The organism is Acinetobacter sp. MYb191, from assembly GCF_037572605.1.
GTDB lineage: Bacteria > Pseudomonadota > Gammaproteobacteria > Pseudomonadales > Moraxellaceae > Acinetobacter > Acinetobacter johnsonii.
The window spans coordinates 18891-44816 of the sequence record NZ_JBBGZP010000014.1 but is presented as its reverse complement, the minus strand read 5'-3'; the positions used below and the strand labels follow the sequence as shown (position 1 = coordinate 44816).

Annotated in this window: 27 protein-coding genes; 8 read left to right on the top strand and 19 right to left on the bottom strand. The window is 41.0% G+C overall.

What is annotated here, in order from left to right; translation table 11 throughout:
* Positions 1–118 precede the first annotated feature (118 nt).
* On the top strand, positions 119–979 hold the full coding sequence (locus tag WH214_RS09490) for a hypothetical protein (RefSeq protein WP_339421118.1): 861 nt from the start codon (positions 119–121) through the stop codon (positions 977–979).
* A gap of 131 nt (positions 980–1110) precedes the next feature.
* Here WH214_RS09490 and ruvB read toward each other — a convergent pair whose 3' ends face one another.
* The 3 genes from ruvB to WH214_RS09475 all read right to left on the bottom strand — a co-directional run bounded on the left by ruvB (position 1111) and on the right by WH214_RS09475 (position 4435).
* Positions 1111–2118: a Holliday junction branch migration DNA helicase RuvB gene (gene ruvB, locus WH214_RS09485; RefSeq protein WP_339993254.1), complete on the bottom strand. Its 1008-nt coding sequence runs from the start codon at positions 2116–2118 to the stop codon at positions 1111–1113.
* Positions 2119–2365: 247 nt separating this feature from the next.
* A complete protein-coding gene (ruvA, locus tag WH214_RS09480; protein WP_259233524.1) occupies positions 2366–2968 on the bottom strand; it encodes a Holliday junction branch migration protein RuvA in 603 nt (200 codons plus the stop codon).
* A 126-nt stretch (positions 2969–3094) separates the two neighbouring features.
* Complete coding sequence (locus tag WH214_RS09475; RefSeq protein WP_339421115.1) at positions 3095–4435, bottom strand: deoxyguanosinetriphosphate triphosphohydrolase; 1341 nt, start codon at positions 4433–4435, stop codon at positions 3095–3097.
* 436 nt (positions 4436–4871) lie between these two features.
* On the opposite strand from WH214_RS09475, the gene purL reads away from it, so the two are divergent.
* Together purL and WH214_RS09465 are read left to right on the top strand one after the other, a co-directional pair.
* Positions 4872–8708: a phosphoribosylformylglycinamidine synthase gene (gene purL, locus WH214_RS09470; RefSeq protein WP_339421113.1), complete on the top strand. Its 3837-nt coding sequence runs from the start codon at positions 4872–4874 to the stop codon at positions 8706–8708.
* 222 nt (positions 8709–8930) lie between these two features.
* Positions 8931–9059, top strand: coding sequence for a KGW motif small protein (locus tag WH214_RS09465; protein WP_004693854.1), 129 nt, complete (start codon positions 8931–8933; stop codon positions 9057–9059).
* 35 nt (positions 9060–9094) lie between these two features.
* On the opposite strand, the gene WH214_RS09460 is transcribed toward WH214_RS09465, so the two are convergent.
* Complete coding sequence (locus WH214_RS09460; protein ID WP_339421111.1) at positions 9095–9745, bottom strand: hypothetical protein; 651 nt, start codon at positions 9743–9745, stop codon at positions 9095–9097.
* 52 nt (positions 9746–9797) lie between these two features.
* Between WH214_RS09460 and WH214_RS09455 the strand changes: the two genes are divergently transcribed.
* The gene (locus WH214_RS09455) at positions 9798–10112 is read left to right on the top strand and encodes an NGG1p interacting factor NIF3 (protein WP_339421109.1); all 315 of its coding nucleotides are present in this window, start codon (positions 9798–9800) and stop codon (positions 10110–10112) included.
* Positions 10113–10344: 232 nt separating this feature from the next.
* Here WH214_RS09455 and WH214_RS09450 read toward each other — a convergent pair whose 3' ends face one another.
* Together WH214_RS09450 and WH214_RS09445 are read right to left on the bottom strand one after the other, a co-directional pair.
* Positions 10345–11100: a nitroreductase family protein gene (locus tag WH214_RS09450; protein ID WP_339421107.1), complete on the bottom strand. Its 756-nt coding sequence runs from the start codon at positions 11098–11100 to the stop codon at positions 10345–10347.
* A gap of 103 nt (positions 11101–11203) precedes the next feature.
* Positions 11204–12004, bottom strand: coding sequence for an enoyl-CoA hydratase-related protein (locus tag WH214_RS09445; protein WP_339421105.1), 801 nt, complete (start codon positions 12002–12004; stop codon positions 11204–11206).
* A gap of 104 nt (positions 12005–12108) precedes the next feature.
* Between WH214_RS09445 and WH214_RS09440 the strand changes: the two genes are divergently transcribed.
* Together WH214_RS09440 and WH214_RS09435 are read left to right on the top strand one after the other, a co-directional pair.
* Positions 12109–12678: a nicotinate-nicotinamide nucleotide adenylyltransferase gene (locus WH214_RS09440; RefSeq protein WP_114837106.1), complete on the top strand. Its 570-nt coding sequence runs from the start codon at positions 12109–12111 to the stop codon at positions 12676–12678.
* A 43-nt stretch (positions 12679–12721) separates the two neighbouring features.
* Entirely contained in the window at positions 12722–13318 is a 597-nt protein-coding gene (locus WH214_RS09435) for a YceI family protein (protein ID WP_259233533.1), read from the top strand.
* Between the two features lie 37 nt (positions 13319–13355).
* On the opposite strand, the gene WH214_RS09430 is transcribed toward WH214_RS09435, so the two are convergent.
* The gene (locus WH214_RS09430) at positions 13356–14246 is read right to left on the bottom strand and encodes a LysR family transcriptional regulator ArgP (RefSeq protein ID WP_259233534.1); all 891 of its coding nucleotides are present in this window, start codon (positions 14244–14246) and stop codon (positions 13356–13358) included.
* Between the two features lie 118 nt (positions 14247–14364).
* On the opposite strand from WH214_RS09430, the gene WH214_RS09425 reads away from it, so the two are divergent.
* Positions 14365–14964 (top strand): LysE/ArgO family amino acid transporter, encoded by a 600-nt coding sequence (locus WH214_RS09425; RefSeq protein ID WP_339993250.1) that lies wholly within the window; start codon positions 14365–14367, stop codon positions 14962–14964.
* Between the two features lie 74 nt (positions 14965–15038).
* Here WH214_RS09425 and WH214_RS09420 read toward each other — a convergent pair whose 3' ends face one another.
* The 6 genes from WH214_RS09420 to dapD form a co-directional block, all read right to left on the bottom strand.
* Positions 15039–15497 carry a peroxiredoxin gene (locus tag WH214_RS09420; RefSeq protein WP_339421098.1) on the bottom strand — a complete coding sequence of 153 codons (459 nt, stop codon included), beginning with the start codon at positions 15495–15497 and terminating at the stop codon, positions 15039–15041.
* Positions 15498–15506: 9 nt separating this feature from the next.
* A complete protein-coding gene (locus WH214_RS09415; RefSeq protein ID WP_339421096.1) occupies positions 15507–16199 on the bottom strand; it encodes a diphthine--ammonia ligase in 693 nt (230 codons plus the stop codon).
* A gap of 73 nt (positions 16200–16272) precedes the next feature.
* Positions 16273–16680 (bottom strand): hypothetical protein, encoded by a 408-nt coding sequence (locus WH214_RS09410; protein WP_004980581.1) that lies wholly within the window; start codon positions 16678–16680, stop codon positions 16273–16275.
* A gap of 16 nt (positions 16681–16696) precedes the next feature.
* Positions 16697–17365 carry a 7-cyano-7-deazaguanine synthase QueC gene (queC, locus tag WH214_RS09405; protein WP_004693831.1) on the bottom strand — a complete coding sequence of 223 codons (669 nt, stop codon included), beginning with the start codon at positions 17363–17365 and terminating at the stop codon, positions 16697–16699.
* A gap of 43 nt (positions 17366–17408) precedes the next feature.
* A complete protein-coding gene (gene queE / locus WH214_RS09400; protein ID WP_004980577.1) occupies positions 17409–18119 on the bottom strand; it encodes a 7-carboxy-7-deazaguanine synthase QueE in 711 nt (236 codons plus the stop codon).
* 95 nt (positions 18120–18214) lie between these two features.
* Entirely contained in the window at positions 18215–19036 is an 822-nt protein-coding gene (gene dapD / locus WH214_RS09395; protein WP_004693827.1) for a 2,3,4,5-tetrahydropyridine-2,6-dicarboxylate N-succinyltransferase, read from the bottom strand.
* Between the two features lie 302 nt (positions 19037–19338).
* Here dapD and carO point away from each other — a divergent pair, with 302 nt between their 5' ends.
* Positions 19339–20070, top strand: coding sequence for an ornithine uptake porin CarO type 4 (carO, locus tag WH214_RS09390; RefSeq protein ID WP_114837099.1), 732 nt, complete (start codon positions 19339–19341; stop codon positions 20068–20070).
* A 59-nt stretch (positions 20071–20129) separates the two neighbouring features.
* Here the strand turns inward: carO and WH214_RS09385 are convergent, their stop codons facing one another.
* The 6 genes from WH214_RS09385 to WH214_RS09360 form a co-directional block, all read right to left on the bottom strand.
* The gene (locus WH214_RS09385) at positions 20130–21338 is read right to left on the bottom strand and encodes an outer membrane protein transport protein (RefSeq protein ID WP_339421093.1); all 1209 of its coding nucleotides are present in this window, start codon (positions 21336–21338) and stop codon (positions 20130–20132) included.
* Positions 21339–21457: 119 nt separating this feature from the next.
* On the bottom strand, positions 21458–22381 hold the full coding sequence (locus tag WH214_RS09380; protein WP_004980569.1) for a CysB family HTH-type transcriptional regulator: 924 nt from the start codon (positions 22379–22381) through the stop codon (positions 21458–21460).
* A gap of 57 nt (positions 22382–22438) precedes the next feature.
* On the bottom strand, positions 22439–23500 hold the full coding sequence (locus WH214_RS09375; RefSeq protein WP_005399701.1) for a sulfate/molybdate ABC transporter ATP-binding protein: 1062 nt from the start codon (positions 23498–23500) through the stop codon (positions 22439–22441).
* Between the two features lie 12 nt (positions 23501–23512).
* Positions 23513–24394: a sulfate ABC transporter permease subunit CysW gene (cysW, locus tag WH214_RS09370; RefSeq protein ID WP_339421090.1), complete on the bottom strand. Its 882-nt coding sequence runs from the start codon at positions 24392–24394 to the stop codon at positions 23513–23515.
* Positions 24391–25224, bottom strand: a complete 834-nt coding sequence (gene cysT, locus WH214_RS09365) for a sulfate ABC transporter permease subunit CysT (protein WP_004693816.1) — start codon at positions 25222–25224, stop codon at positions 24391–24393. The genes cysW and cysT overlap by 4 nt, the downstream gene beginning before the upstream one ends.
* 85 nt (positions 25225–25309) lie before the next feature.
* Positions 25310–25915, bottom strand: a complete 606-nt coding sequence (locus WH214_RS09360; RefSeq protein ID WP_339421088.1) for an RBBP9/YdeN family alpha/beta hydrolase — start codon at positions 25913–25915, stop codon at positions 25310–25312.
* Positions 25916–25926: the final 11 nt, after the last annotated feature.

The following is a 25926-nucleotide window of genomic DNA, read 5'->3' as shown; positions in this document are numbered from 1 at the left end:
TTCCGATATTCGACATGGTGAAGTATGTAAATCAGACATGTAGCTTGTTTAGTGAAGTGGAAAAGGTAAGTCCATAGTCTTTACTAACTAACATAAAAAAATAAGAGAAAGTTGTTTTATGGCAAAGAAGCTTTTAGGAATAACCCTTAGCGCATTTATATTAATAGCTTGTGACTATAATAAAGAACTAGAAACTCAAGAGTTTATAACACCACGCGACCAATATGGCGCACGTTATAGTGTAGGCGATTTAGGAGGGAAGCCTGTTAACCTTGGTAGAGAAGCACCTTGGGTTGAATATGACGATAATTCAGGTTTCGTAACAGGTAAGAAATATAAACGCAAGACGCGGACCTATCAATCTAAAATTCAGGCCTTTGGGTTTGATATGCGTTATACCGATGGATTGGTTTTAGTCGATTATTATAAAGCATCACCTTATTCAAGCGAACAATATAATGCAGAAATTAACTTGCCTGATAATCATTGGCTAAGTGTAAGTGTATATGCAGATAGGTATTATAATGGCGATTTATCAACGAAATTAATCAATTCAACGTTGGATACAAAAATAACATCAAAAAAACATTTAGAGGAATTCAATTTTAGGGATATATATTTGCCTAGTGATGAGTATGAATATGGTCTACAGAAATATATTCCTCATCCTAAATGGGTGAAACGAAATAAGGAATTAATAGCTATAAATACGGGGTCTAATGCTTTATACGATATAGATGATTTATATGTTGAAAAAAATGAAAAAGGAAAGGTACTTACCTTAATTACATGTGGAGATTCGGAAAATCCAATAGCACGTGAATGTAAACAGGAATTTGTTTTGCAGCCTGAAATGAGAGCTCGTGTTACTACTATATTTCAAAGTGTTCATTTGCAGGATTGGAAAATCATTCAATTAAAAGCAAAAAAAGTCGTACAGGGTTTTATTGTCGAACCTAATAATTATAACGGTGTATAACATGACAGCTATAAACATACTTAGGATAATCTGATCATCAATTCAATTTTTAATATCTTATATGTCTTTATCTAAGTGACTTCAAATTATTTTAAATCAGTAAGAAAAAGGGAGATTCACTCCCTTTTCAATCATTTTTCTTTTGGTTCAGGCGGTGTCATACCAAACTGCAAATACGCCATATTGGTGGCAATACGGCCACGGGCTGTCCGCATCACATAACCTTGTTGAATCAAATACGGTTCAATCACGTCCTCTAATGTACCTGAGTCTTCAGCCATCGCTGCTGCCAAAGCTTCTACACCACCAGGGCCGCCATCAAAACGTTCAAGTAACATACTCAAATAACGACGGTCTAAAGTGTCTAAACCATCTTTATCGACATTGAGCATATCGAGGGCACGCTGAGCCATGTCTTGTGTCACTTCACCAGTACCTTTGACTTGCGCATAGTCACGAACTCGACGTAGTAAGCGGTTTGCAATACGTGGTGTGCCGCGCGAACGACGTGCAATTTCTGCTGAACCTTCACGCGTAATAGGTACATCCATCAAATTGGCAGAACGGGTCACAATATGCGTCAAGTCAGTGACTGAATAGAACTCAAGGCGTTGCACAATACCAAAACGGTCACGTAAAGGAGAGGTGAGGAGTCCGGCGCGTGTGGTTGCGGAAACTAAAGTAAAAGGAGGTAAGTCGAGCTTAATTGAACGCGCCGCAGGACCTTCACCAATCATAATGTCGAGTTGGTAGTCTTCCATGGCAGGATAAAGAATTTCTTCAATCACTGGTGAAAGGCGGTGAATTTCGTCGATGAACAGCACATCACCTTCTTCAAGGTTGGTCAGCATGGCTGCCAAGTCCCCAGCACGTTCCAATACGGGGCCAGACGTCGACTTGAGGTTTCCACCCATTTCACGGGCAATAATGTTCGCAAGTGTGGTTTTACCTAGTCCCGGAGGACCAAAAATTAAGGTGTGATCGAGTGCTTCACCACGACCACGGGCTGCGCCAATAAAGATTTCCATTTGTTCACGAACCACGGGCTGACCGATATAGTCATCAAGTGAGGTCGGGCGGATAGCGCGGTCGATATGATCTTCGGGTTTTTCGGAACCACCGATGAGACGGTCTTGCATATAGTTAAATCAATCTCTGGCTGAACTTTCGAGGCACAGCCTCAAATTATGATTTGTGTTTAGGTACCATTGTGTAGGCATTGCCTTACTTTTGAAAGATCAAAATGAGGGCTTTTAAATATATTTAAAAGTCCGCAAGTAAATCTTGTGTTGGATTGAGGATATGTCCTTATATCCCAATCCAACATGGCGACATCCATGTCGCCTTCGTGTATCCAATTTAGGTGTATTGGTGTGCCTATTTGAATTATTTATTCATCGATTTGAGTGCAGCACGGATGATGTCGCTCGCTTCAGTAAAATCACCTTTTGCAGCATTGACCAATTTCTGTGCTTCTAAAGGTTTGTAACCTAAAGACTGTAATGCAGCTTCGGCTTCTGCAACGGCAGAGTTGCCTGTGAACTGGATTTGTTCAACGGTTGAGTTGCTTGGCGTTGTGCCTGAAGACATCGCTTTAAAGCGATCACGTAACTCAATCATCAAACGTTCAGCAGTTTTTTTACCCACGCCCGGTACTTTAACCAGTGTATTGATATCTTCATGCTCAACAGTATGAATCAGCATATCGACACTAAGCGTGGACAAGATACCTAAAGCCATTTTAGGGCCGACACCGTTGACCTTTAATAGGGTGCGGAAAATGATTTTTTCTTGTTGATGCAAAAAGCCATAAAGTAGTTGAGCATCCTCACGCACGGCAAGGTGTGTCCATAAGGTAATTTTTTGGCCTTTTTGTAGTTGGCAGAAGGTCGTTAGTGGTGTATCAATTTCATAACCGACACCATTTACATTTAAAAGTACGGTGGGTGCTTCTAGTGCGAAGACTTCACCAATAAGACATCCGATCATGTTGTGTGATTCACTTTTTTATCAATGGTTGCATAGTAGTGAGCATTGCGCAGAAAGGCAAAAGACTCATGGAAAATTGAGTTGAGATTGATGGCTTTATCATCAAACTGGATGTTGATGACTTATTTAAATCAATCCTGCCTTATTGCCTTGTAACTCTTGAGACAAGTTATACGCTTGGTGGTCTGAAAACTTAGAAATAATATCTAAGACCTGCATGATATTTTCATAATGGTTGCTACCGAAGTGCGCACCAGAACGACATAAAATAGCCATTAAGCGTTGTTCTTTAAAGCTCAATGTTTTATGCGGTGTAGTGAGCGGAATAAAGGCATCTAAAATGTTTTGTAAACTTTGATGGGCAATAATTTCCAAACCCGCTTTTTGTGGGTGTTCAAATATTTTATCGCGGGCTAAATCCTTTGCACGGTTAATGCCTAACTCAATATCGGCAGCGCAGTATTGCAGTAAGCTGCCAGCCAGTTGTCCGCTTAAAATTTCAAAATGATGTTTAGCAAAAGCCGATGTGACTTCTTCAACTAGACGTTTCATCACTCGTCCACGTAAGGCTGCAATTTTTTGCTGCCACGTGGTATCTGGCATCGACAGTTCAGTTGGTGCGCTGTACTCACCAAGTAAGCTTAAAAAAATCGGTTCAACTTCTTCATAAGACAACATGTTTAAAATAATGCCATCTTCAAGATCAATCAGGGCATAGCAAATATCATCTGCTGCTTCAAGCAAATAAGTCAGCGGATGACGGCAATAATGATATTCACCCAGTTGAATCAGTCCAAGTTGCTCTGCAATTTGTTGCAGGATTTCTTTTTCTGCCTGATAGCAACCAAATTTGGCACGTTTACTGGCAGGAGTATTGCCTTGTGATTCGATGGTTTTAGACAACCATGGATATTTTAAATAAGCCCCAAGTGTTGCATAGGTCAGACGCATGCCTCCATCATTAGGGTGATAGTCAATTTTAGTCAGTAAGCGTAGACCTTGGGCATTACCTTCAAACTGACGCACATCGGCTTGTTCTTCTGCGGAAAGTTTCTCTAAAAAGTTGCCATGTGATGCATCGTCGAACCATTCACGAATGGCATATTCACCCGCATGACCAAACGGTGGGTTCCCAATATCATGTGCTAAACAAGCCGCTTGAATAATGGCTCCAACATCGGCAGGGGAAATCCAAATTGGCAGTTCATCTTTGATTTTTTCCGCTGCGAGCATGCCAAGAGAGCGTCCAATGCAGGAGACTTCGAGCGAATGAGTTAAACGGGTGTGAATGCCATCGTGTTGAGTCAGTGGATGGACTTGGGTTTTTCGGTTCAGTTGGCGAAAACTTTGGGAAAAAATAATTCGATCATAATCTTTGTGAAATGGGCTACGTGCCAATTCGGTATTTTGTTTTTTACTTCCAATACGAACTGTTGAGAGCAGTTCCAACCAACGCATTTGCATCATTTATCGTTATTCAGTGAGTTATTGGCTTCATCATGCCAAAAAAGTGTGACGAGCTCTAGAGGGCTGCGACATAAGTTGTCTTTTAATTTATGCAGTATTAAGTTCTCAGAAATAGAACATCTTAAAGCAGTCATGTTTGTTCTCAAGGAGGCTATCGACTTCGTTATTTGCAGCTTAAATATCAATTGAAAATGGTTTTTAGAACTGAATCAAAGCCTAAAAGTCGGGCATCTTTGAAATTTATCCCTTAAAACATTTGTTACTAATCATGTTTGATTTTTAAAGTCAAAGTAAATTGATCTTTTAAAACAAAGAAATCTCACTTTTTTAAGTCGTAGACGACTAGCTGATTTTGGCAATACACAGTAGAATATGCGCTCTCTTCAAGTCACATTGAGGTAGGTTGTCTAGACCTGCCCGTGGAGCCAAAAACAGCATGTTTATCGTTGCCGGTGCACCTGCACACTCTTCTTTTAAGCAAACACAACTTTTAACACGTCTATCGTCTATTAGTTCTGTTCAATCAATAGAAAGCCAATGGGTTTACCTTTTCGACCAAGCGCTCGACGAGCAACAACAGCAATCTGCTTTGCAGCTATTAAATGATGGCGCAACCTTCCAAGTTCGCGAAGCGACAAGTGATGAAGTTCAAGTCCTTGTGACGCCACGTGTAGGTACAATCTCGCCGTGGTCATCAAAGGCAACGGATATTTTTGCTAACTGTAATACCCCGATACACCGCTTAGAACGCGGTGTTTTGTTTACTTTAAAGGGTATTTCTGAAGTATCGGATGCAGTAAAACAAGTTTTGCATGACCGTATGACTGAAAGTGTGTTCAATCAAATTGAAGACGCTGCTGCATTGTTCTCTGAAACTGCACCAAAGCCTTTAAATGCAATCGACATTTTAGGTCAGGGTAAAGATGCTTTAGTAAAAGCGAACTCTGAGTTTGGTTTTGCACTCTCTGATGAAGAAATTGATTATTTAGTTGCTGCTTTTAACAAGCTCGGTCGTAATCCACACGATATCGAACTGATGATGTTTGCTCAGGCAAACTCAGAGCATTGTCGTCATAAAATCTTTGGTTCTGAATGGACAATTGATGGTGAAAAACAGCCATTGTCATTATTCCAAATGATTAAAAACACTTATAAAGAATCACCGACAGACGTATTGTCAGCATATAAAGACAATGCTTCGGTGATTGTTGGTTTTGATACTCAGCGTTTCTATCCAAAGAAAGATGAAGCGACTGGTCACCACGTTTATAAATACAAGAGCCAAGCTGCTCACATCTTGATGAAAGTGGAAACGCACAACCACCCAACAGCGATTGCGCCATTCGCGGGTGCTGCGACTGGTTCGGGCGGTGAAATCCGTGATGAAGGCGCAACAGGGCGTGGTGGTAAACCAAAAGCAGGTTTAACTGGCTTTACGGTGTCTAACTTGAACATTCCGGGCTTTGAACAGCCTTGGGAAGAGAACTACGGCAAACCATCTCGTATGGCATCTCCGCTTCAAATTATGATTGAAGGCCCATTGGGCGGTGCTGCGTTCAACAACGAATTTGGTCGTCCTGCGTTAAATGGTTACTTCCGTACATTTGAACAAAATGTAAATGGCGATGTAAAAGGCTTCCATAAGCCAATTATGATTGCGGGTGGTTACGGTAACATCCGTCCAGACCACGTGGAAAAAGATGCGATTCAACCAGGTGACTTACTGATTGTTCTTGGTGGTCCTGCAATGCTGATCGGCCTTGGTGGCGGTGCGGCATCTTCTGTAGACAGCGGTAAACTCGGTGAAAACCTAGACTTCGCTTCTGTACAACGTGAAAACCCTGAAATGGAACGCCGTTGCCAAGAAGTGATTGATGCATGCTGGCGTATGGAAGACTTCAACCCAATCGTGTCTGTGCATGACGTGGGTGCAGGTGGTGTTTCGAACGCAATGCCTGAGTTGGTGAATGACCACGAACTGGGTGCGATTCTTGATTTGCGTAAGATTCCTTCGCTTGAGCCAGGTATGTCTCCAATGGAGATCTGGTCAAACGAAGCGCAAGAACGTTATGTATTGGCGATTCGTCCAAGTTCTTTAGAATTATTTGAATCATTATGTGCACGTGAACGTTGTCCATTTGCCGTTTTAGGTGAAGCAACAGAAGCGCGTCAATTGACGGTGAACGATCCATTGTTTGATAACAAAGCCGTGGATATGCCAATGCAAGTCATGCTGGGCGGCACACCTCGTATGAGCCGTTCGTATGAAACGATTGAACGTCAAGGCGACGACTTTGATGCATCTAAAGTCACAGATTTGGAAGATGCAATTTACCGTGTACTTAAAAACCCAACGGTTGCATCGAAATCATTTTTGATCACCATTGGTGACCGTTCAATTACAGGTATGGTTGCACGTGATCAGTTTGTAGGTCGTTGGCAGGTTCCTGTTGCAGATGCAGCAGTCACTACAACAAGCTTGCAAGGTTATACAGGTGAGGCAATGGCGATGGGCGAACGTCCACCTGTTGCCTTGTTAAATCCTGCGGCATCTGCACGTTTATCGGTTGCAGAGTCGATCTCGAATATTATGTCTGCAAAAATCGACCAGATCAGTGACATTAAATTGTCTGCAAACTGGATGGCGGCGGCAGGGCAAAAAGGTGAAGACCAAGCTTTATTCGAAGGTGTAAAAGCCATCGGTATGGAAATGTGTCCTGCACTCGGTATTGCAATTCCAGTGGGTAAAGACTCATTGTCAATGCGTACGACTTGGAATGATGAAGGCGAAGACAAATCGGTGACTTCACCGATGTCAGGTGTAATCACAGCCTTTGCTCCTGTGACTGATGTACGTAAAACCTTAACGCCTGAATTGAAAAATGAAGAATCAGTACTTGTCCGTATTGATCTTTCTAAAGGTCAGTTCCGTTTAGGTGGCTCAATCCTTGCTCAGGTCTATAAAGCGATTGGTTCAGTGACACCTGATGTGGATAGTTTTGATGACTTCAAAGCATTCTTTGCCTTGGTTCAAGACTGGAACAACCGTGGCTTAATTAAGGCTTACCACGACATCGGTGATGGTGGTTTGCTTGCAACTGTTGCGGAAATGATGTTTGCAGCACGTCTTGGTGTGGCTTTAGAAGATCAATCAACTGAAAGTCTATTTGCAGAAGAAATTGGTGCAGTGCTTCAAATCAGCGCGTCTGATTGGGCAACACTTGCAGACGAAGTTGCGGCATCTACATTACGCGATGCAATTGCGGTCATTGGTACGGTAAACAACACCGATCAATTGACTGTAAATGGCTTAGTGCTTGAACGTGCAGACTTGCAAGTGGCGTGGACTGAAGTGTCACATCAGATTCAACGTCTACGTGATAACGTGGAAACAGCGGATCAAGAATTTGCATTAATCACGGACAAATCACATGCAGGTATTATTGCAAAACCTACATTTGATTTGAATGAGCCAATCGAAGCGCCGTACATCAATGAACGCCGTCCAAACATGGTGATCTTACGTGAACAAGGCGTAAACGGTCATGTTGAAATGGCTGCGGCATTCGACAAAGTTGGTTTCAACACTGTAGACGTGCACATGAGCGACTTGCTTGCAGGTCGTATCAGCCTAGATGACTTTGAAGGTCTTGTGGCATGTGGTGGTTTCTCTTACGGTGACGTAATGGGCGCTGGTGGTGGCTGGGCGAAATCAGTTTTGTTCAACCCAAAACTTCGTGACCAATTTGAAAAATTCTTCAATCGTGATGAGACTTTCTCTCTCGGTATTTGTAACGGCTGTCAAATGTTGTCGCAATTGGCGCCACTGATTCCAGGTGCTGAAGCTTGGCCACGTTTCCATCGCAACACTTCTGAGATGTTTGAAGCGCGTGCAGTTAACGTTCGTGTTGAAAAATCGAACTCTGTATTGTTAGAAGGTATGGAAGGCTCAATCCTGCCGATCGCAGTTGCACATGGTGAAGGTCGTGTGGTGACCAGTGCGGATAACTTGGTGGCATTAAATACAGGTAATCAAGTAATCTTGCGTTATGTCGATAGCCAAGGGAATCCAACTCAACACTATCCAATGAACCCGAATGGTTCGCCAGAAGCGATTTCAGGTGTTACATCGAAAGATGGTCGCGCAACAATTATGATGCCACACCCTGAACGTAACTTCCGTGCTGTACAGCATTCTTGGAAGCCTGAAGAGTGGGCTGAAGACGGTGCATGGTTACGTATGTTCCGTAATGCACGTAAGTTTATTGGTTAATCTGAAGTCTGTGTTTGAAAGCCACCTTCGGGTGGCTTTTTTATTGAATAGTCTTTTTTGTTTTTTAATTTTTTATTTCTCCCGCTGATGTTGGTTTAGATTTTGCTTTTATATTTATGTGAAAGTGATATTGTGTAATAAATGCACAAATATCATGCAAAATAGAAGAAAGATGGATTACTAAACTATTTCAGTATCAACACTCATGTATGAGGTGATGACATGATTAAAACAGTTACATACGAAGCAGTCGATAAGTCTGCGTTGCGTAAAAAAGGATGGAAGTTGTTTGCTGTGATTTTAAGCTTGCAATTGATCTTTTTGATTTTGGGTTATGCATTGCAGATGTGATTTTGATAATTAAAAAACCGCCGTGAGGCGGTTTTTTATAAAATAATATTCTCATAAAAATGTAAAAAGAATAAGGTCCTTATGTATTTTACTTCTTGATTTTGCAATGTATGATTTAATTTCTCAGTTTCAAGAAAATCAAAATTTAATAGTTCAAGGTTAGGCTTAAAAAAATAAGAGCTATGTGTTTTTCCGACTTGGATTATTAATCCATCCTTCTCAAAAGAGGGTTCAATTTCGGAATGATCATATCCTTTATTGAACATAGTCTCAATTAACTTAATAAGATGATTATCGAGTCTACATATAATATAAACATACTTATCATATTCATCTTTATCACATTTTCTTGACAGAAAAGCCTTAAAGGCTTTTGCTAGCATACATGCCTGTTTTTCTAAAGAAGTATTTTCTAGTACTTTAAATAATTCTAACCCCAGCCTTTGGTGATCAGAGTTTTCACTCATAAATTGTTCTACATCATTTTCTTCTAAATCTAAAGTTTCAAGAAACGTTTTAACTTGTAAATAGTATAAAGCTTCATTTGAAAGCTTTGATTGAAGGTAAATTTCATTAGCAGAATTTTTTAAAGCTTCGGGTATTCCAAGAGTTCCGCTATTACTAAATTGCCATAAAAGATGTTTTGAAGTAATTGAAAGGTATTGAAGTAATGGATGATTATTCATAATAACTATTTAGACTTATAATTAGCCATCTTATATATGCTCGAAAAATACAATGCTCAAACTGATCTACTATGTCCCTGAATCCCATCTTGAAAACACTAAACTTGCGATTTTTGAAGCAGGGGCTGGTGGCATAGGAAACTATGAACACTGTGCTTGGCAAGTTTTAGGCACAGGCCAGTTTAAACCTGTAAAAGGAGCAAATCCGTTTATAGGTGAGTTGGATACTTTGGAGCAAGTCCCAGAGTGGCGGGTGGAAACCATCGTTCCAGAGGAAAAAGCTTCTGCTGTGGCAAAGGCTTTAACATTAAGCCATCCCTATGAGGAGCCCGCTTTTGAGTTTATTCAAATGGTCGATATTTTTTAATGGTGAATTTAAAAATATATCTGATACACGTTAACGTCATTCGCAAGTGTTTGAGGCAGGACTTAATTTATCAGATAAAGTTTCTGCGACTAAATTGGTAAAAGGCGGAATAGAACGAGTTTTGCGAATGACAATGGTTTTGCCTACTTTTCCCGAAAGAAAAGTAGGTCGAACCGAAGGTTAATCCTGAAATTAAAACTTTAATGAAAGGATTCCATTGAGAAAACTAATATTAAACCTTCTGAATAAATAACTCGCGATCAAAACGATACTGCGGAAAAAACACACCGTCTTCTGCACGCTCACCTGCACCAATTACCATCACAGGGTATTGCTGATCATTCAGATTTAACAGTTTACGCACCAAAGGCTCATCAAAACCTTCCATCATACAACTATCGAAACCATAAGCCCGTAAAGCTAGCACTAGGTTCTCACAAGCTAAAGCTGTGGTTTTACTTGCCCAAAGTTTTGCATCGGCTTGATTAAACGCAGTTACGGGTAGTTGTTTGTCTAAGCTACGTGCAATTTTGAAAGCCACTTTCTTAAAGTTACCCAGTGCATTTAAGTAACCTGTCTTATAGTTATAAGGAATAAACTTATAATATTTCTGTACAGTCGCAGGCGCTTCAGGAAAAGGGAACTCTGTAATGTTGCGTTTTGCCATTTCATCATTACGGTCTGTGCGCGCGACACACACGATCAGTTCTGACGCCGTTTTTGCCGCAAGCTGATTTAGGCAAGCTTTGACCAGCTGTTTTTTCTTAGTCGGATTCTGCACCACATAAAAAGTCCAAGGCTGTAAGTTAGATGAATTGGGCGCAAGTAGGGCCAAATCTAAACAGTCATCAAGCACATCAGCTGGAATTTCTTTCTTGGTAAATTTACGAACCGAACGGCGGCTTTGGATGACTTTTCTAAAATTTTCAACATCGATGTCTTGTGGCGCAGGCTCAAAGTAACGCTTTTTTTCTGTAGTGTTTGACATAAGAAGTTTTCCGAATAGGTTCTTAAATATGTTGGGACGGAAAATAAAAAAACCACTATGTAAAATGAAACACAGTGGTTTTTAGTCATTCAACAATCAAGGATTAGTTGAACTGGGTGAAATCAGGTTTACGCTTTTGCATAAATGCTGATACGGCTTCCATCATTTCTGGAGAGCCGACACGATCCATGAAAATTTCAGCTTCATGATCAATCCAAGCCACAATTTCATTTACATTGTGCTTCATCAATGCCTTAGACTGTACTAAAGAGGCTAACGGTAAAGCAGACAATTGTGCCGCTTTTTTAGCTGCTGCTGCATACACATCATCTTCAATACTGTTGATAAGGTTTGCAGCAACTGCAGTTGCACTATCAAACTTCTGAGCGGTTAGCAGTAATTCAGCAGCTTTGTGATAACCCGCTTGTTCTACCAATAATTTGCTTGAAGCGCCTTCTGGAGATAAGCCAAGGCTGACAAATGGAATTTGGAATAGGGCAGTGTTGTCGCTATAAACCAAGTCACAATGTAACAGGATCGTTACCCCAATACCAATCGCCACACCACGTACAGCCGCAATCAACGGTTTAGAAAATTTTGCCGCAGATTTAAGTAAAATAAATGGAGGGCCTTCAGCCGCAGGTGCTTGACCTTTTTGCGCCTCAGATTTCATAAAATCTTGCATGTCGTTGCCTGCGGTAAAGTCCACGTCTTCACCACGTAGAATGACAGCACGAATACTATTGTCTAGATCTGCTTCATCTAAAGCTTTTGCGATCCATAAATAAAGTTCGCCATACAACGCATTCTTTGCTTCAGGACGGTGAATGGCTAATGTAAGTACGCCATTGTCTAATTTTGCATTCAAATGTTGATGAGGTTGTTGAATACAGCTCAGTGTCATCGTACTATCCTTGCTAGAAAGTTTGGTTTAATTTTATGGGCTCATTATGTCGCATAATTTTATGATCGACACAACTGACCAGTTCATAAAAAAGTAAAAGATTTATGCCATATACATTTGATTATCTCGTATTCATTGGTCGCTTCCAGCCATTTCACTTGGCACATATGCAAACCATCAAGATTGCTTTAGAGCAAAGTGAAAATGTCATTTTGGCTTTAGGCTCTGCGCAAAATGAACGAAATACGAAAAATCCATTTTTAGCGTCTGAACGTGAAGAAATGATTTTATCGAACTTTTCAGAAGCACATCAAAAACGGATTCACTTTGTACATGTAATTGATGTTTATAATGATGTTAAATGGGTGCAATTGGTAAAAAAATTAGTGAATCATGTAGTCACACCTGAGGCGAAGGTTGGACTGATTGGCCATTTTAAAGATGATTCTTCGTATTATTTACAGCTTTTTCCTGAGTGGCAAATGGTTGAGCTCGATAGTCTACAAGACGCGATGTCTGCAACCCCCGTTCGTGAGGCTTATTATCGAGGTGATATTTTAGAGCAGGCGTTTCCATTGGGAACCAGTGAGTTTTTACATAAATTCCAACAAAGTGAAATATATAAACAGTTGCAACACAAATTTTTAACTCAGGACCCATCCAATTTAGACTAAGGTTCTCAGTCGAATAAAAATATTTCGACGAGGATCGAGTTCAATGGATAGAAAACAACAGACGAAACAGATTGCAATTCATGCGGTCATTAAAAATGCTTTGCTGATTGCAGGTGTTACATTTGCATTCAGCACTCAAGTGCAAGCCCAGTCATGGACATTGACACCTCAGAGTAATGTAGGCTTTGAAATTAAATCCTTGGGTGTAACCGTTGTAAGAGCTAAGTTTAATCGGGTGCAATCCAGCATGCAGTTTGATGCCAAAGCACCACAGCATGCTTCAACGAACTTTGTCATGGATGTAAATAGCCTAAGCTTGAGCAAGCCTTCACTGAAAAATATGATTTTGGGTGAAGATTTGTTTTATGCATCCAAGTACAAAAGCGCTAACTTTAAAAGTACCAGTTTTAAAGATTTGGGTGGCGGTCAATATAATATTGTCGGAAACTTAACACTTCGCGGCATTACCAAGCCTGTTAGCTTTAGCACGACCCTAAAACCGAGTGCCAATAATGCTAATCTACTGGATGTCCAGTCCTCTGCCGTGATTAACCGAAGTGACTTTGGTATGAAAAAAGCCATTGGCGGTGTAGGCGAAAAAGTGAATATTCAACTGTCAGGGCAGTGGAAAGTGCAATAGAGGCTTCATATCTTAAAGACCTACATTCAGGGCTTTATTAATTCATCGCTGCGTGAGCCTGTTCAATCAAGAGATCTGTTAGCAGATTTAACTGCAGCGACTGCTGTTTCCAATGATGCCAATACAAAGGTAAATCTATATTGAGTTGAGGATCCACCTCAACCAATGAGTCATCCTGCAAACGCGGTTTGGCTTGGTAATAGGGCAACCAACCGTAGCCGAGTCCCATCGTAACCGCATCAAAAAATGCACTGGAAGACGGAATAAAGTGATGTGGATATTGAGTTGGATTGAGGCCAAACTTTTGTTGGATATACGCGGTGTGGAGTTGATCTTTTGCGTTAAAGATCAGTGCAGGAGCTGCACGTAGAGACTCTCGGTTAACGCCTTGTTTAAACCATTGCTGTGCAAAAGTTGGTGTGGCAACAAAACGATAGTTCATATCGCCAATGTATTCGGCTACACAGCCTTTCATGGCTTGTGATTCATCTGTCACGCAGGCATTCACCAAACCGGCTTCAAGTAAGTGATGGGTTTGTGATTGGTCATCGACCTGAAAATGAACCACGATCTTGTGTTCAATTAATGTTGACTGTAGCAAGGGCAACAACCATGTCGCTAAGGAGTCGGCATTGGTTGCAATGTTGATTTGATAAAAAGCAGAGGTGTTCATATGACCCGTGAGGTTCTGAATGAAACTTTGCTCTAACAGTCGGCTATGTTGCAAATAATGTAGCAGCGATTGACCTGCTTGTGTCGGGCGGCAAGGTCTTTCCCGCACAATCAGTAAATGCCCCAAACTTTTTTCTAGGCTTTGTACGCGTAAAGTGACGGCTGAAGCAGTAATGCATAGCTGTTCAGCAGCAAGGTCAAAACTTCCTGTTTCTGCTACAGCTAAAAATGCTTCGCACTGTTTATGATTCAGCATATCGGGGCTCACTTTAAACTAAAAATATTTTAGTTATATTGATATTTTCTAAATAATACTTAATTTAATTAAAAATGAAAGATAATCCTGACATCATCAATTAAGTTGAAAAGTCAAAATGTTAAGTACATATGTACAAGGGATTGCAGTTGGGATGAGCCTCATTATTGCTATTGGGGCTCAAAATGCATTTGTGTTAAAACAGGGGCTCAAAAAGCAGTTTGTTTTTTGGGTATGTTTTGTCTGTGCATTGTCGGATTCGATTCTAATTGTCTTGGGCGTTTCTGGTTTTTCAAAAGTGCTTCAGCACTATCCTGAAATTATTCAGTTTTCCAAATGGGCGGGGGCGCTTTTCCTGTTTTATTATGGATTACAACATGTACTGCGGGCATTCAAATCACAGCAGGGCTTGGAGGCAAGTTCCATTGAAAAGCATCATCTAATGAATATTGTTTTGCTGTGTTTGGCGCTGACTTGGCTTAATCCGCATGTGTATTTAGATACGGTTATTTTACTGGGTTCTATTTCAACTCAGTTTGAGCAACCTGCGTACTTTGCTCTAGGGGCTGTGTGTGCATCTTGGTTGTTTTTCTTTGCTTTGGGCTATGGTGCTCGCGTATTGATTCCGATTTTTGCAAATCCGAAAGCGTGGAATGTACTGGATGGGATCATCGCGTTGGTGATGTGGGGGATCGCCATTTCACTGCTTGTGAAATAAAAAGCGTGTGCAATAAAAAACAATAAATTAAAAAATCACAAAAAACAAAGCCCGCATCTGCGGGCTGATGTGCATTAAGCTTGTAATGCTTTTAAGTCTTCTAAAACTTGTTCAGCATGTCCCGCAGCTTTTACCTTACGATACTCTTTAACCAGCTTACCGTTATGGAAAATAAAAGTTGAGCGCTCAATACCCATCACTTTTTTACCATACATACTTTTTTCTTTAATCACATCAAAGTGTTTACACAGCACTTCTTCTTTGTCGCTAATTAAATTAATGGTTAGGGCCTGCTTTTCCGTAAAATTCTGGTGCGCTTTAACCGAGTCACGTGAAACACCAATGATCGTGGTTTGTAAGGCATCAAACTGATTTTTTAAACATGAAAAACCAACGGCTTGAGTTGTGCAACCAGGAGTTGAATCTTTCGGGTAAAAATACACAATCAGCCACTCAGTCGGCACTTCAGTTAAGTTCACTTCACCCGTTGTGGCTGGAAAGTTCTGATTTGGAAGTTGGATGGTATCAGTCATGTTCTATCCTTAAATGTCGCGTTGTTCTAATTCAAGTGGTAAAAAGGCATAATTTTCGTGATACAGAATATCACCTTTAACAACTGAAAGTGGATGTTTGAAAATCGGGCCATCAATCACCGTAGTGTGAAACTCACCTGCTTCACCACAAGGGTCAATACCTCTTGCAACCAGTTCATCGACATATTCAAAGCTAAGCACTTGACCTAAGTCTTCAACTGTCATGCCTAAGTTTAAGTTGACAGTAACGATGATGCTTTGAAATCCAAGTTGAATAAACTCATGCACAATGTCTAAACGTGGACGTTGCCACAGGGGCATACATAAACTGAGCTCACTTTTATCGCAAACGGATTGATTCCATTCGGCATGTGCCATTAAATCAATATCACCTGTAACTAAGCTTTCTGCTCCAAGAGCTTGAGCTTTTTGTAACAGTTGAATGAACTGGTTTTCATAGTCTTGCCATGTTGCGGAGGCACTGTAGATGGGAAGCCCAATTGCTTTTGCCTGTGCATGAATAATATCGAGAGACATCCCATGTGAGCGTGACTTTAGACCTTGCTCTTCTAACATGACAATTAATGCAACAGGTTCACCCATTTGCATCGCTTGGTATAAAGCAAGGCTGCTGTCTTTTCCACCACTATATGACGCAACAAATTTGCGATTTTGGGCGCGAGTATTCCATTCGGTGAGCATATTTTTCAGGTTCTATCTATTTTGAACATATAAAAAAGCCTGCATAGAGCAGGCTTCATTCACATTCAGTGAATTATTTTTTCGGAGCAGCTTTCATTGCTTCTTCAGTTAAAGATTTTAATTTACCTGTTAACTGTGGACCGAAACATGTTTGTAAGTCGTTATTTTGCTTTTGTACAAAAGCTAAAGTAGACGGACTTTTCTTTTGGTTGATTGCACTTTGGATTTCCCATTTTTGTGCATTGGTCAACTTACCATCAGCTTCAACTGCACAAGTACAGTATTTGCTTACTTCTGCTGCGCTAAGCTTTTTGCTTTTTGCAGTTTCTTCTTTACAAACATTAATTAATGCCGATTTTACATTGCTGCTTTTATACGCTTCTTGTAATTTGTTCGATTCAGCAGCATTTGAAGCTGTAGCGAACAATGCAGCTGCAGACACCAATGTAGAAAGCAAAATGTTTGATTTTAAATTTTTCATAAACTGTACCTTGTCGTTACGGTATATAACGCGTTGGGTCTGTTACGCCAGCATCTGCAAAACCTTCTTTACGAAGACGGCAGCTGTCGCATTTCCCACAAGCACGTCCTTGGTCATCTGCTTGGTAGCAAGACACCGTTTGACTATAGTCTACGCCATGTTCTATACCTAAGCGAATAATATTTGCTTTGGATAAATGTAACAGAGGTGTTTCAAATTTAAGAGGTTTTCCTTCAACGCCAACCTTGGTTGCAAGGCGAGCCATGTTGGCAAATGCCTCAATAAATTCAGGTCGACAGTCAGGATACCCTGAATAATCAACAGCATTAATACCAATCACAATGGCTTCAGCATCTAAAACTTCTGCTGCTGCTAGGGCATAAGACAAGAAAATCGTGTTACGTGCTGGAACATAAGTTACAGGAATACCGACTTGTTCATGATCTGGAACATCAATGCTATGGTCTGTTAATGCAGAACCGCCCAAATTACCTAAGTCGATATTAATGACACGATGTTCTACGCCTGCTTTTTTTGTCAGTTCACGTGCGGCATCGAGCTCAGTGGTCGAGCGTTGACCATACATAAAGCTGAGCGCTGTACAGTCATACTGTGCTTGCGCCCATGCTAAACAAGTTGTTGAGTCTAAACCGCCAGATAACAAAACTATGGCACGAGGGCGCATACAAATTTCTCCAAATATAAATTAAAGATGAATAGGCAATGTATTAACGACCAGTTTCGTCATTCCAAAGTAACTTGTGGAGTTGGAGTTGGAAGCAAACAGGGAGATGGTCTTCTAATATCCATTGCGCTAAGTCACGTGCAAGTTGAGGTAAACGAGCAGCACCTTTCTCAACGGCAAAAGCAGGAGAGAACCATACTGTGCTGACTTTTTCATTGAGTTTATAGTCTTCAACTTGCTGTTTTGACCACTCATAATCCTCACGGTTACAAATCACAAACTTGATTTGGTCGTGCTGGGTTAAATGGTCGAGATTTGAAAGCAAATTTCGTGCAACTTCACCTGAAGTTGGGGTTTTCAAATCTAATACTTTTGAAACACGTGGGTCAACCTTAGACACATCTAAAGCGCCACTGGTTTCTAAAGAGACTGCACAACCGAGGTCAGCAAGACGTTGCATTAAAGGCAACGCATTGGGCTGTGCAAGAGGTTCACCACCTGTCACGCAGACATAAGGGGTTTTAAAATCAAGCGTGGTTTGAATAATCTGATCTAAAGATTGGCGTTCGCCACCTTCAAACGAGTAGGTCGTATCGCAGTATGTACAACGTAGTGGACAACCCGTTAAACGAATAAAAACTGTTGGCAGTCCTGAGGTGTTGGCTTCTCCTTGCAAAGAATAAAAGATCTCCGTGATACGTAGACCCGCAGAAGGATCAGAAACAGGGATAGCAGAAGATCGAAGCGTATTCATAGCAAAATTAAACCACAGGTTAGAAAAACAAAAATCTCTACGGCTAGTCTTAACCGTAGAGATGAGGAACTTTAGTTCCGCACGACAACGAAAAATTATTCGTCGCGTAGTAAATCGTTCAAGCTCGTTTTAGAACGTGTTTGTGCATCTACTTTTTTCACGATGATTGCAGCATACAGGCTGTAAGTACCGCATTTAGAAGGTAAGCTACCTGCAACTACAACAGAACCTGCTGGTACACGGCCGTAGTGAATTTCGCCAGTTGCACGGTCAAAAATCTTAGTCGATTGACCAATGAACACGCCCATAGAAATTACAGAACCTTCTTCTACGATCACGCCTTCTACGATTTCAGAACGTGCACCGATGAAGCAGTTGTCTTCAATAATCGTTGGGTTTGCTTGAAGTGGCTCAAGAACACCACCAATTCCTACACCACCAGATAAGTGAACGTTTTTACCAATTTGAGCACATGAACCAACAGTTGCCCATGTGTCAACCATGGTGCCTTCGTCAACATATGCACCAATGTTCACATAAGAAGGCATTAACACCACATTTTTCGCTTGGAAAGAACCTTTACGTGCAACCGCAGGAGGAACAACACGTACGCCAGCCGCTTTAAACTGTTCTTCAGTCCAACCTGTAAATTTGGTATCTACTTTGTCGTAGAATTGAAGGTCACATGACTCAATTGGTTTGTTGTCATTTAGTTTGAATGATAAAAGTACAGCTTTTTTCACCCATTGATGAACAACCCACTCACCATCAATTTTTTCAGCAACACGTAATGTCCCGTTATCTAAACCAGCAATGACTTCTTCAACTGCTGCACGAACTTCAGCAGGACAGTCCGCTGCTGTAAAATTCGCACGGTCTTCAAACGCTTGTTCAATAATTGTTGAAAGCTGAGACATGATCTTCCTTCCAGAAAAAAAATTTTCCTGATTTTACACTAAATTGTGCAGAGAATAGATGAAAAAACAGCATAGGATCGGAAATAATAATGAATGATTGGAAATAAGACTTTTAGAGCTGTTTGAGTAGAGGCGTTAAGTAAAGAATTGCGATTTACAACAACAAGAAAGTATAAAATGTATCAAAAAATAACAAAAACAGCCCAAATCTTGAATAAAAAATAGTCCGAGACTGTTCTAAGATGACCTCATCAAAAAATTGTAAATGATGTAAAAAAATCTTTAATTGGAGGAGAAAAAACATGAAATCATTACGTTTAGTTGCAATCGCAGCAGCAATGTCAGCAGTCGCAGGTACAGCTTTTGCTGATGATGCAGTCGTAAAAGATGGTTATGCTTTTGACCAAAATAAATTAATTCCTACTGGTGTTCGTGCTGAAGTTGGTACAACAGGTTATGGCGGTGCTTTGTTGTGGACAGCTAACCCATATGTTGGTTTAGCTTTAGGTTACAACGGCGGTGACATTTCATGGACTGATGATGTATCAATTAATGGTACAAAATACGATGCGGATATGGACAATAAGTTAGCTTATTTAAATGCTGAAGTTCGTCCATGGGGTACAAGTACAAATCGTTGGGCTCAAGGTTTATATGTTGCTGCTGGTGTAGGTTATGTCGATTCTGAGTACGACCTGAAGAAGCGCTCAAGTGATGGTACGATTAAAGTAAATGGTAACAACTATAACTTTAATGGTGAAGTTTCAGGAAAAATGGGTTACGAAAATAATATTGCTCCCTATGTTGGTTTAGGTTTAGCACCTAAGATTAATCAAAACTGGGGTGTATTTGGTGAAGTAGGTGCTTACTATACAGGCAACCCATCTGTAAACTTAACGTCGAAAGGTAACTTTGTAAACGTGAATGGCGCTGATTTTGACAGAGATTTAGCTGCTGAAGAAAACAAAATCCGTAACGATGATAAATATGAGTGGATGCCAGTTGCAAAATTGGGTGTAAGTTACCACTGGTAATTAACACATAAAAAACGAGCTTCGGCTCGTTTTTTTATGTATGACTTTAACTAAAGTCTTTAAAAATGATGCGCAAATTTGAGTCCAAAGACCCATGCATCATTATCATTCAGCGCTGAAAGTCCTGTAATGTTTGCCAGAGGATTTGAGTCGGAAGATGTTTTGGACTTCTTAAAATGCAAATAATATAGACCAGCCGCAATATCAAACTCAGTGTTGTATGTGTACATGCTACCTAGACCAATGCCTTGATAACCATCACTTGGATTAAGCGTAGATGCAGGATTATTAATCCCAGAGTCCCAGAGCAGCTCTATACTACTTAGCCACTTTTTATTCCATACGTGTGCTAGGCCAAGTTTTGCAGACCATTGATCTTCATTGTACTGAATGAGTTTGACGTCTTTGGCTTCAGGATAAAATATCGCAACATAATCGATCACAGCTTTAAATTTGGGTGGTTGAATGACAAAGTCTTGCCAATTTACCCAGCGTAGCGTCCCATACAAGATATTTTGATAAGGAAGTCCTGTCATGAAATCAAGATTCACCGATTGTGGTGTTTTCACCTCCATCACATTGGGTGTATCTACGCCAACTTCGATAGACTCTGTTGTGGCGATTTCATGTTTAATCGCTGAGCGATAAGTCAACGATGTTCTAAAATAATATTCAGGGATTTGATAACTAATACCTGCTAACCAGCCTAAGCTTTCATCTTGTTTAAACTCGGCATCATAGCCATCAAACACGGAATAGGCCTGACCTTTCGCTTTTAAAGAACCTGCAAAGCTTTGATAGCTGAAACCGCCATAGATTTCCCATTGTGGGTTGAATTGGTAGCCTAAAAGCGAGCTGAGATTATGACTTTCAAAGTCGATATCGGCAGATTCAATCTCATAACTTTCACCGTAAATCTTTGGTCGATAGCGATAATCGATGTCTACAGCAAAAGGCTGGTCATAAATGACAGCAAATTTAAACTGAGGGTTAAGTTGTAGTTTGAGTGCAGCTCCCAGCATTACTTGTTCATTGCTTAAATTGCCTGTTGAAAAGTCAGTGATGCCAAACTGTTGTAGTGTCTCGACCTGTTGAACTTGGCCAGAAACATCTGGATCAATATAAGCCAGAGAAATTTCTGCATAATTTCCATGTTCAAAAAAGGGTTGTATCGTTTGACCTGAACGTTCAAAAGCAGCAGCAAAGCATGATCCCGACGAATAGAAGCATAAACAAAGTAATGAAGAGCCCAACAGATTTTTATTCACTGTTATTGCTCACTAGTATTTTTATCGTTTGATCAAATAATACACTATGTCCATTTAAAGTATATGGGTTTAAAAATAAAAAAAGAGACTCTGGGGTCTCTTTTTAGAATAAAAGCATTTTAGTCGTCTGGATAAGCTACTCTTTTCAGTGCTTTAATGTCTGCATCTGGTGAGCACAACGAGATAAATTCATAGCCATAACCACGCAGGAGATGACCTTTACGCACTGCAATCCATGTGGTATTGAGACCAAAAATATCAGTTGGAATTTGTTTTAAACGATAGTCACGTTCAACGTCATACGCCACATTATTGACAATACCAACACCCATATTCAGTTCAACGTAGGTTTTAATCACATCAGCATCTAAAGCAGACATTACGATGTCGACATCCATACCTGCATCTTCAAAGGCTTTGTCTATTTTTGAACGTCCTGTGAAACCGCCGTGATAGGTAATCAGTGGATATTCCGCCAAGTCTGCAATACTAATATTTTGTTTGCTTGCCAGTGGGTGATTTTGTGGGGTAATAATACTGTGTTGCCAATTATAGAATGGCACGCTAGCCAGATTATCTTCTGTGGTCAGTGATTCAGTTGCAATACCAATATCAGCTTCACCTTGCAGAAGCATTTCGGTAATTTCAACAGGACTGGCTTGTTGCAAAATAAGATGAACCTTTGGAAACTCTTTTTTGAATTGATTGACAATCGGCGGTAGCACATAACGCGCTTGCGTATGTGTAGTTGCAATCGTCAAAGTACCTTCATCGACACGGTTAAAATCATCTGCAAGACGTTTAATATTGTCCGCGTCGACCAACATGCGTTCAACAATACCCAGTAGTGCTTGACCTGGTTCAGTTAAACCGAGTAAGCGTTTCCCTTTACGAATAAAAAGCTGTACGCCTAATTCATCTTCTAGGTCTTTGATGTGCTTACTGACGCCTGACTGAGAGGTATACAGTGCAGCAGAGGCTTCGGTGAGGTTGAAGTTTTGTCTCACCGTTTCTCGAATAATTCTGAGTTGTTGAAAGTTCATAGTTTTGGATCTCTTTTATGATGAATGAGGCATTCAACATGCCCCATTCAATTGGTCTTAAGCCGCAGGTTTTGCAAATAAATGCAAGTTTGATGGGCTTAACCATACCGTTTGATTAGGTCTAAATTGGTGTAATTTTGCTTCTTCAGAAGTCAGTGAGATTTCAATCAGTTTGCCTTGGCGATCATGGAGCTCTGCAACCACTTTGCCCGCGATCCATAATTCTCGAACGAATGTTGCTTGGATGGCGTTGTCTTGCGGCTGTGCATGGATCCTTAATTCATCTGGACGGGCAAAGGCAATCACGTCGCCCGAAGGTGCATTACGTAAAGAATCTAATTGAATACGGTCTTCACCAATTTGGATCGTCCCTGCGTTATTTTGGCCTTCGAAACGGTTCGCTTGACCTAAGAAGTCGAACACAAACGGCGTTGCTGGCTTTTCATAAACTTCGCGGGGTGATCCAATTTGCTCGACATTCCCTTTATTCATCACAATGATTTGATCCGCGACTTCTAAAGCTTCTTCTTGGTCATGCGTTACAAAGATTGAGGTGATATGAAGTTCATCATGCAAAGTACGTAACCAACGACGGAGCTCTTTACGTACTTTTGCATCCAAAGCACCAAAAGGCTCATCTAGTAACAGTACGCGTGGTTCAACCGCCAAAGCACGTGCCAGTGCAATACGTTGACGCTGACCGCCAGAAAGTTGTGCTGGGTAACGATCTGCCAAGAACCCCAATTGGACTAAGTCCAGTAAACGTATGACACGTTTTTTAATTTCAGCTTCAGATGGGCGTGTTGCACGTGGGCGAACGCGGAGACCAAAAGCGATATTGTCAAATACGGTCATATGGCGAAACAAGGCATAGTGCTGAAATACAAAACCAACTTCACGTTCACGTACGTGTACATTGGTTGCATCTTCACCTTCCAAGATGACTTGGCCGCCATCTGCGGACTCAAGTCCTGCAATAATACGAAGTAGGGTGGTTTTACCACAGCCTGACGGCCCAAGTAATGCAACCAATTGACCATCAGGGAAATCGAGAGAAATGTTGTTCAGCGCATGGAATGCACCAAAGTGTTTTTCAATATTTTTAACTTGAATACTCATGAGGTCATTCCTTTAAACTGTTAAATCATTATGTTTGTTTTGCTTTTCTTGGCGAATCTCAACCCATGTTTTTAAAACAAGAGTCACAATCGCTAAAAGCGCCAAGAGTGAAGACACAGCAAAAGCCGCACTGAAGGTATATTCGTTATAGAGAATTTCGACATGCAGAGGCAAGGTATTGGTTTCACCACGAATATGACCTGAAACGACCGATACCGCACCAAATTCACCCATTGCACGTGCATTACACAGAATGACTCCGTAAATTAAACCCCATTTGATGTTGGGTAGGGTTACTTTCCAGAAGGTTTGCCAGCCTGATGCACCTAGTACAATCGCAGCTTCTTCTTCTTCAGTTCCTTGGGCTTCCATGAGCGGAATAAGTTCACGTGCAACAAAAGGAACGGTGATAAAGATCGTTGCTAATACAATGGCAGGAACGGCATACAGAATTTTGATGTCATTATCCATCAGCCAACTACCGAACCAACCTTGCGTACCAAAAATCAGTACCAGCATTAAGCCCGCGATAACAGGTGATACTGAAAATGGCATATCAATAATCGTGGTTAAGATAGATTTACCACGGAAGTTAAATTTGGCTACACACCAAGCTGCTGCAACACCAAACACGACATTCAGAGGAACTGCAATCACCGCGGTTAATAAAGTGAGTTTGACTGCGGATAGCGTGTCTGGATGAACCAAGGCTTGTGCATAGACGCCAACCCCTTGTTTAAAGGCCTCAACGAACACCAAAATCAGCGGTAAGATCAAACAGCTTAAAAAGAACAGTAGGGCAATAGTAATTAGTGTGTAGCGAACCCAAGTTGGCTCACGTGTCGCATCACGCGATTGTAGCTTTTCAGCAAGCGCATTACTGTTGATATTCATCGTGCTGTTCTCCCTGTACGACGGCTTGCCCATGCTTGTAACAAGTTAATCAGGAATAAAATGGCAAAAGACAGCACCAACATGACGACTGCAATCGTGGTTGCACCCGCATAGTCATATTCTTCTAAGCGCGAAATAATCATGAGTGGTGCAATTTCTGTTTTAAACGGTTGGTTCCCAGCAATAAAGATCACTGAACCGTATTCACCGACGCCACGTGCAAAGGCAAGTGCAAAACCGGTGATGAGTGCTGGAAATAAAATCGGCAAAATCACTTTGGTCACAATCTGTAGACGATTGGCACCTAATGCTGATGCTGCTTCTTCTAACTCTGTTTCCAAGTCGCTGAGGACTGGTTGCACAGTTCGTACCACAAACGGAATACCAATAAAAATCAGTGCCAATGTAATACCAATTGGGGTATAGGCCACTTGAATCCCTAAAGGCTCAAGATACTGACCGATCCAACCTGTAGGCGCATAAAGCGAGGTGAGTGCAATACCTGCAACAGCTGTGGGTAGGGCAAACGGCAAGTCGACCAAGGCATCTACAATGCGTTTACCTGGAAAACGATAACGAACCAAACACCATGCTAGAAGGAGACCAAAAACCACATTAATAAACGCGGCGATCAGGGCTGTACTAAAACTGAGCTGCAAAGATTTTAAAATACGTTCTGAACTTAAAATTTCCCATAACCCATCCCAACCAATGCCTAAAGATTTAATGAAAACAGCGGACAATGGAATAAGAACGATTAATGACAAATATGCTAGGGTAAAGCCTAGAGAAAGACCAAATCCTGGCAGCACTCGGGATCGCTGCGACATGATTACTCCTCAAAGAGAGAAAGCTGACCTAAAAAGAGTCAGCTCAAATAAAACTGAATTTCGGCACAAGTATCATTTGCAGCGTTTAAATTGCAAATTTAAATAAATACTTGCTTTCATTGTAAAAACTAATGTTTTTTAGCACACTTTCTGAAATCAAAAAATCATAAATTTCAGGAAATGGCCCAAAACCTGACGCAACATTAATATGTCCAACTTGGCCCAAGTTCTTAGGCCTAATTTTCCATGCTTTTGCTAGTTGAAGCGCATCTTGAAAATTAAGCCAAGGATCATTTTCACTGAGGATCATTTGGGTAGGAACTTGTAGCTTGAGTTGGTGGAAATATTGTTGATAGTCATTTTGGCTCTCACGAGCAAAACCAGCATCACCAAAGCGAGCAGGGTTGGCCGGTGCAACCAGAACTAAATTTTTGATGTTTTGATTTAGTTCAGGATGCTGTGCTAAAGCAGCGACTGTCGTTAGACAGCCAAAGCTATGCGCCACAATTTGAATCGGTTCCTGAATGGATTGAACCGTTTTCACAAATTGTTCAATCCACTCATGGAGTACGGGTTTATTCCAATCCTGCTGCTGTACACGAGAGCATGACTTGAGCTGACGTTGTAACCACGATTGCCAGTGGTCATGTTCACTTCCGCCCACGCCCGGTACAATTACAGTATGAATCATGTCGATGCTCC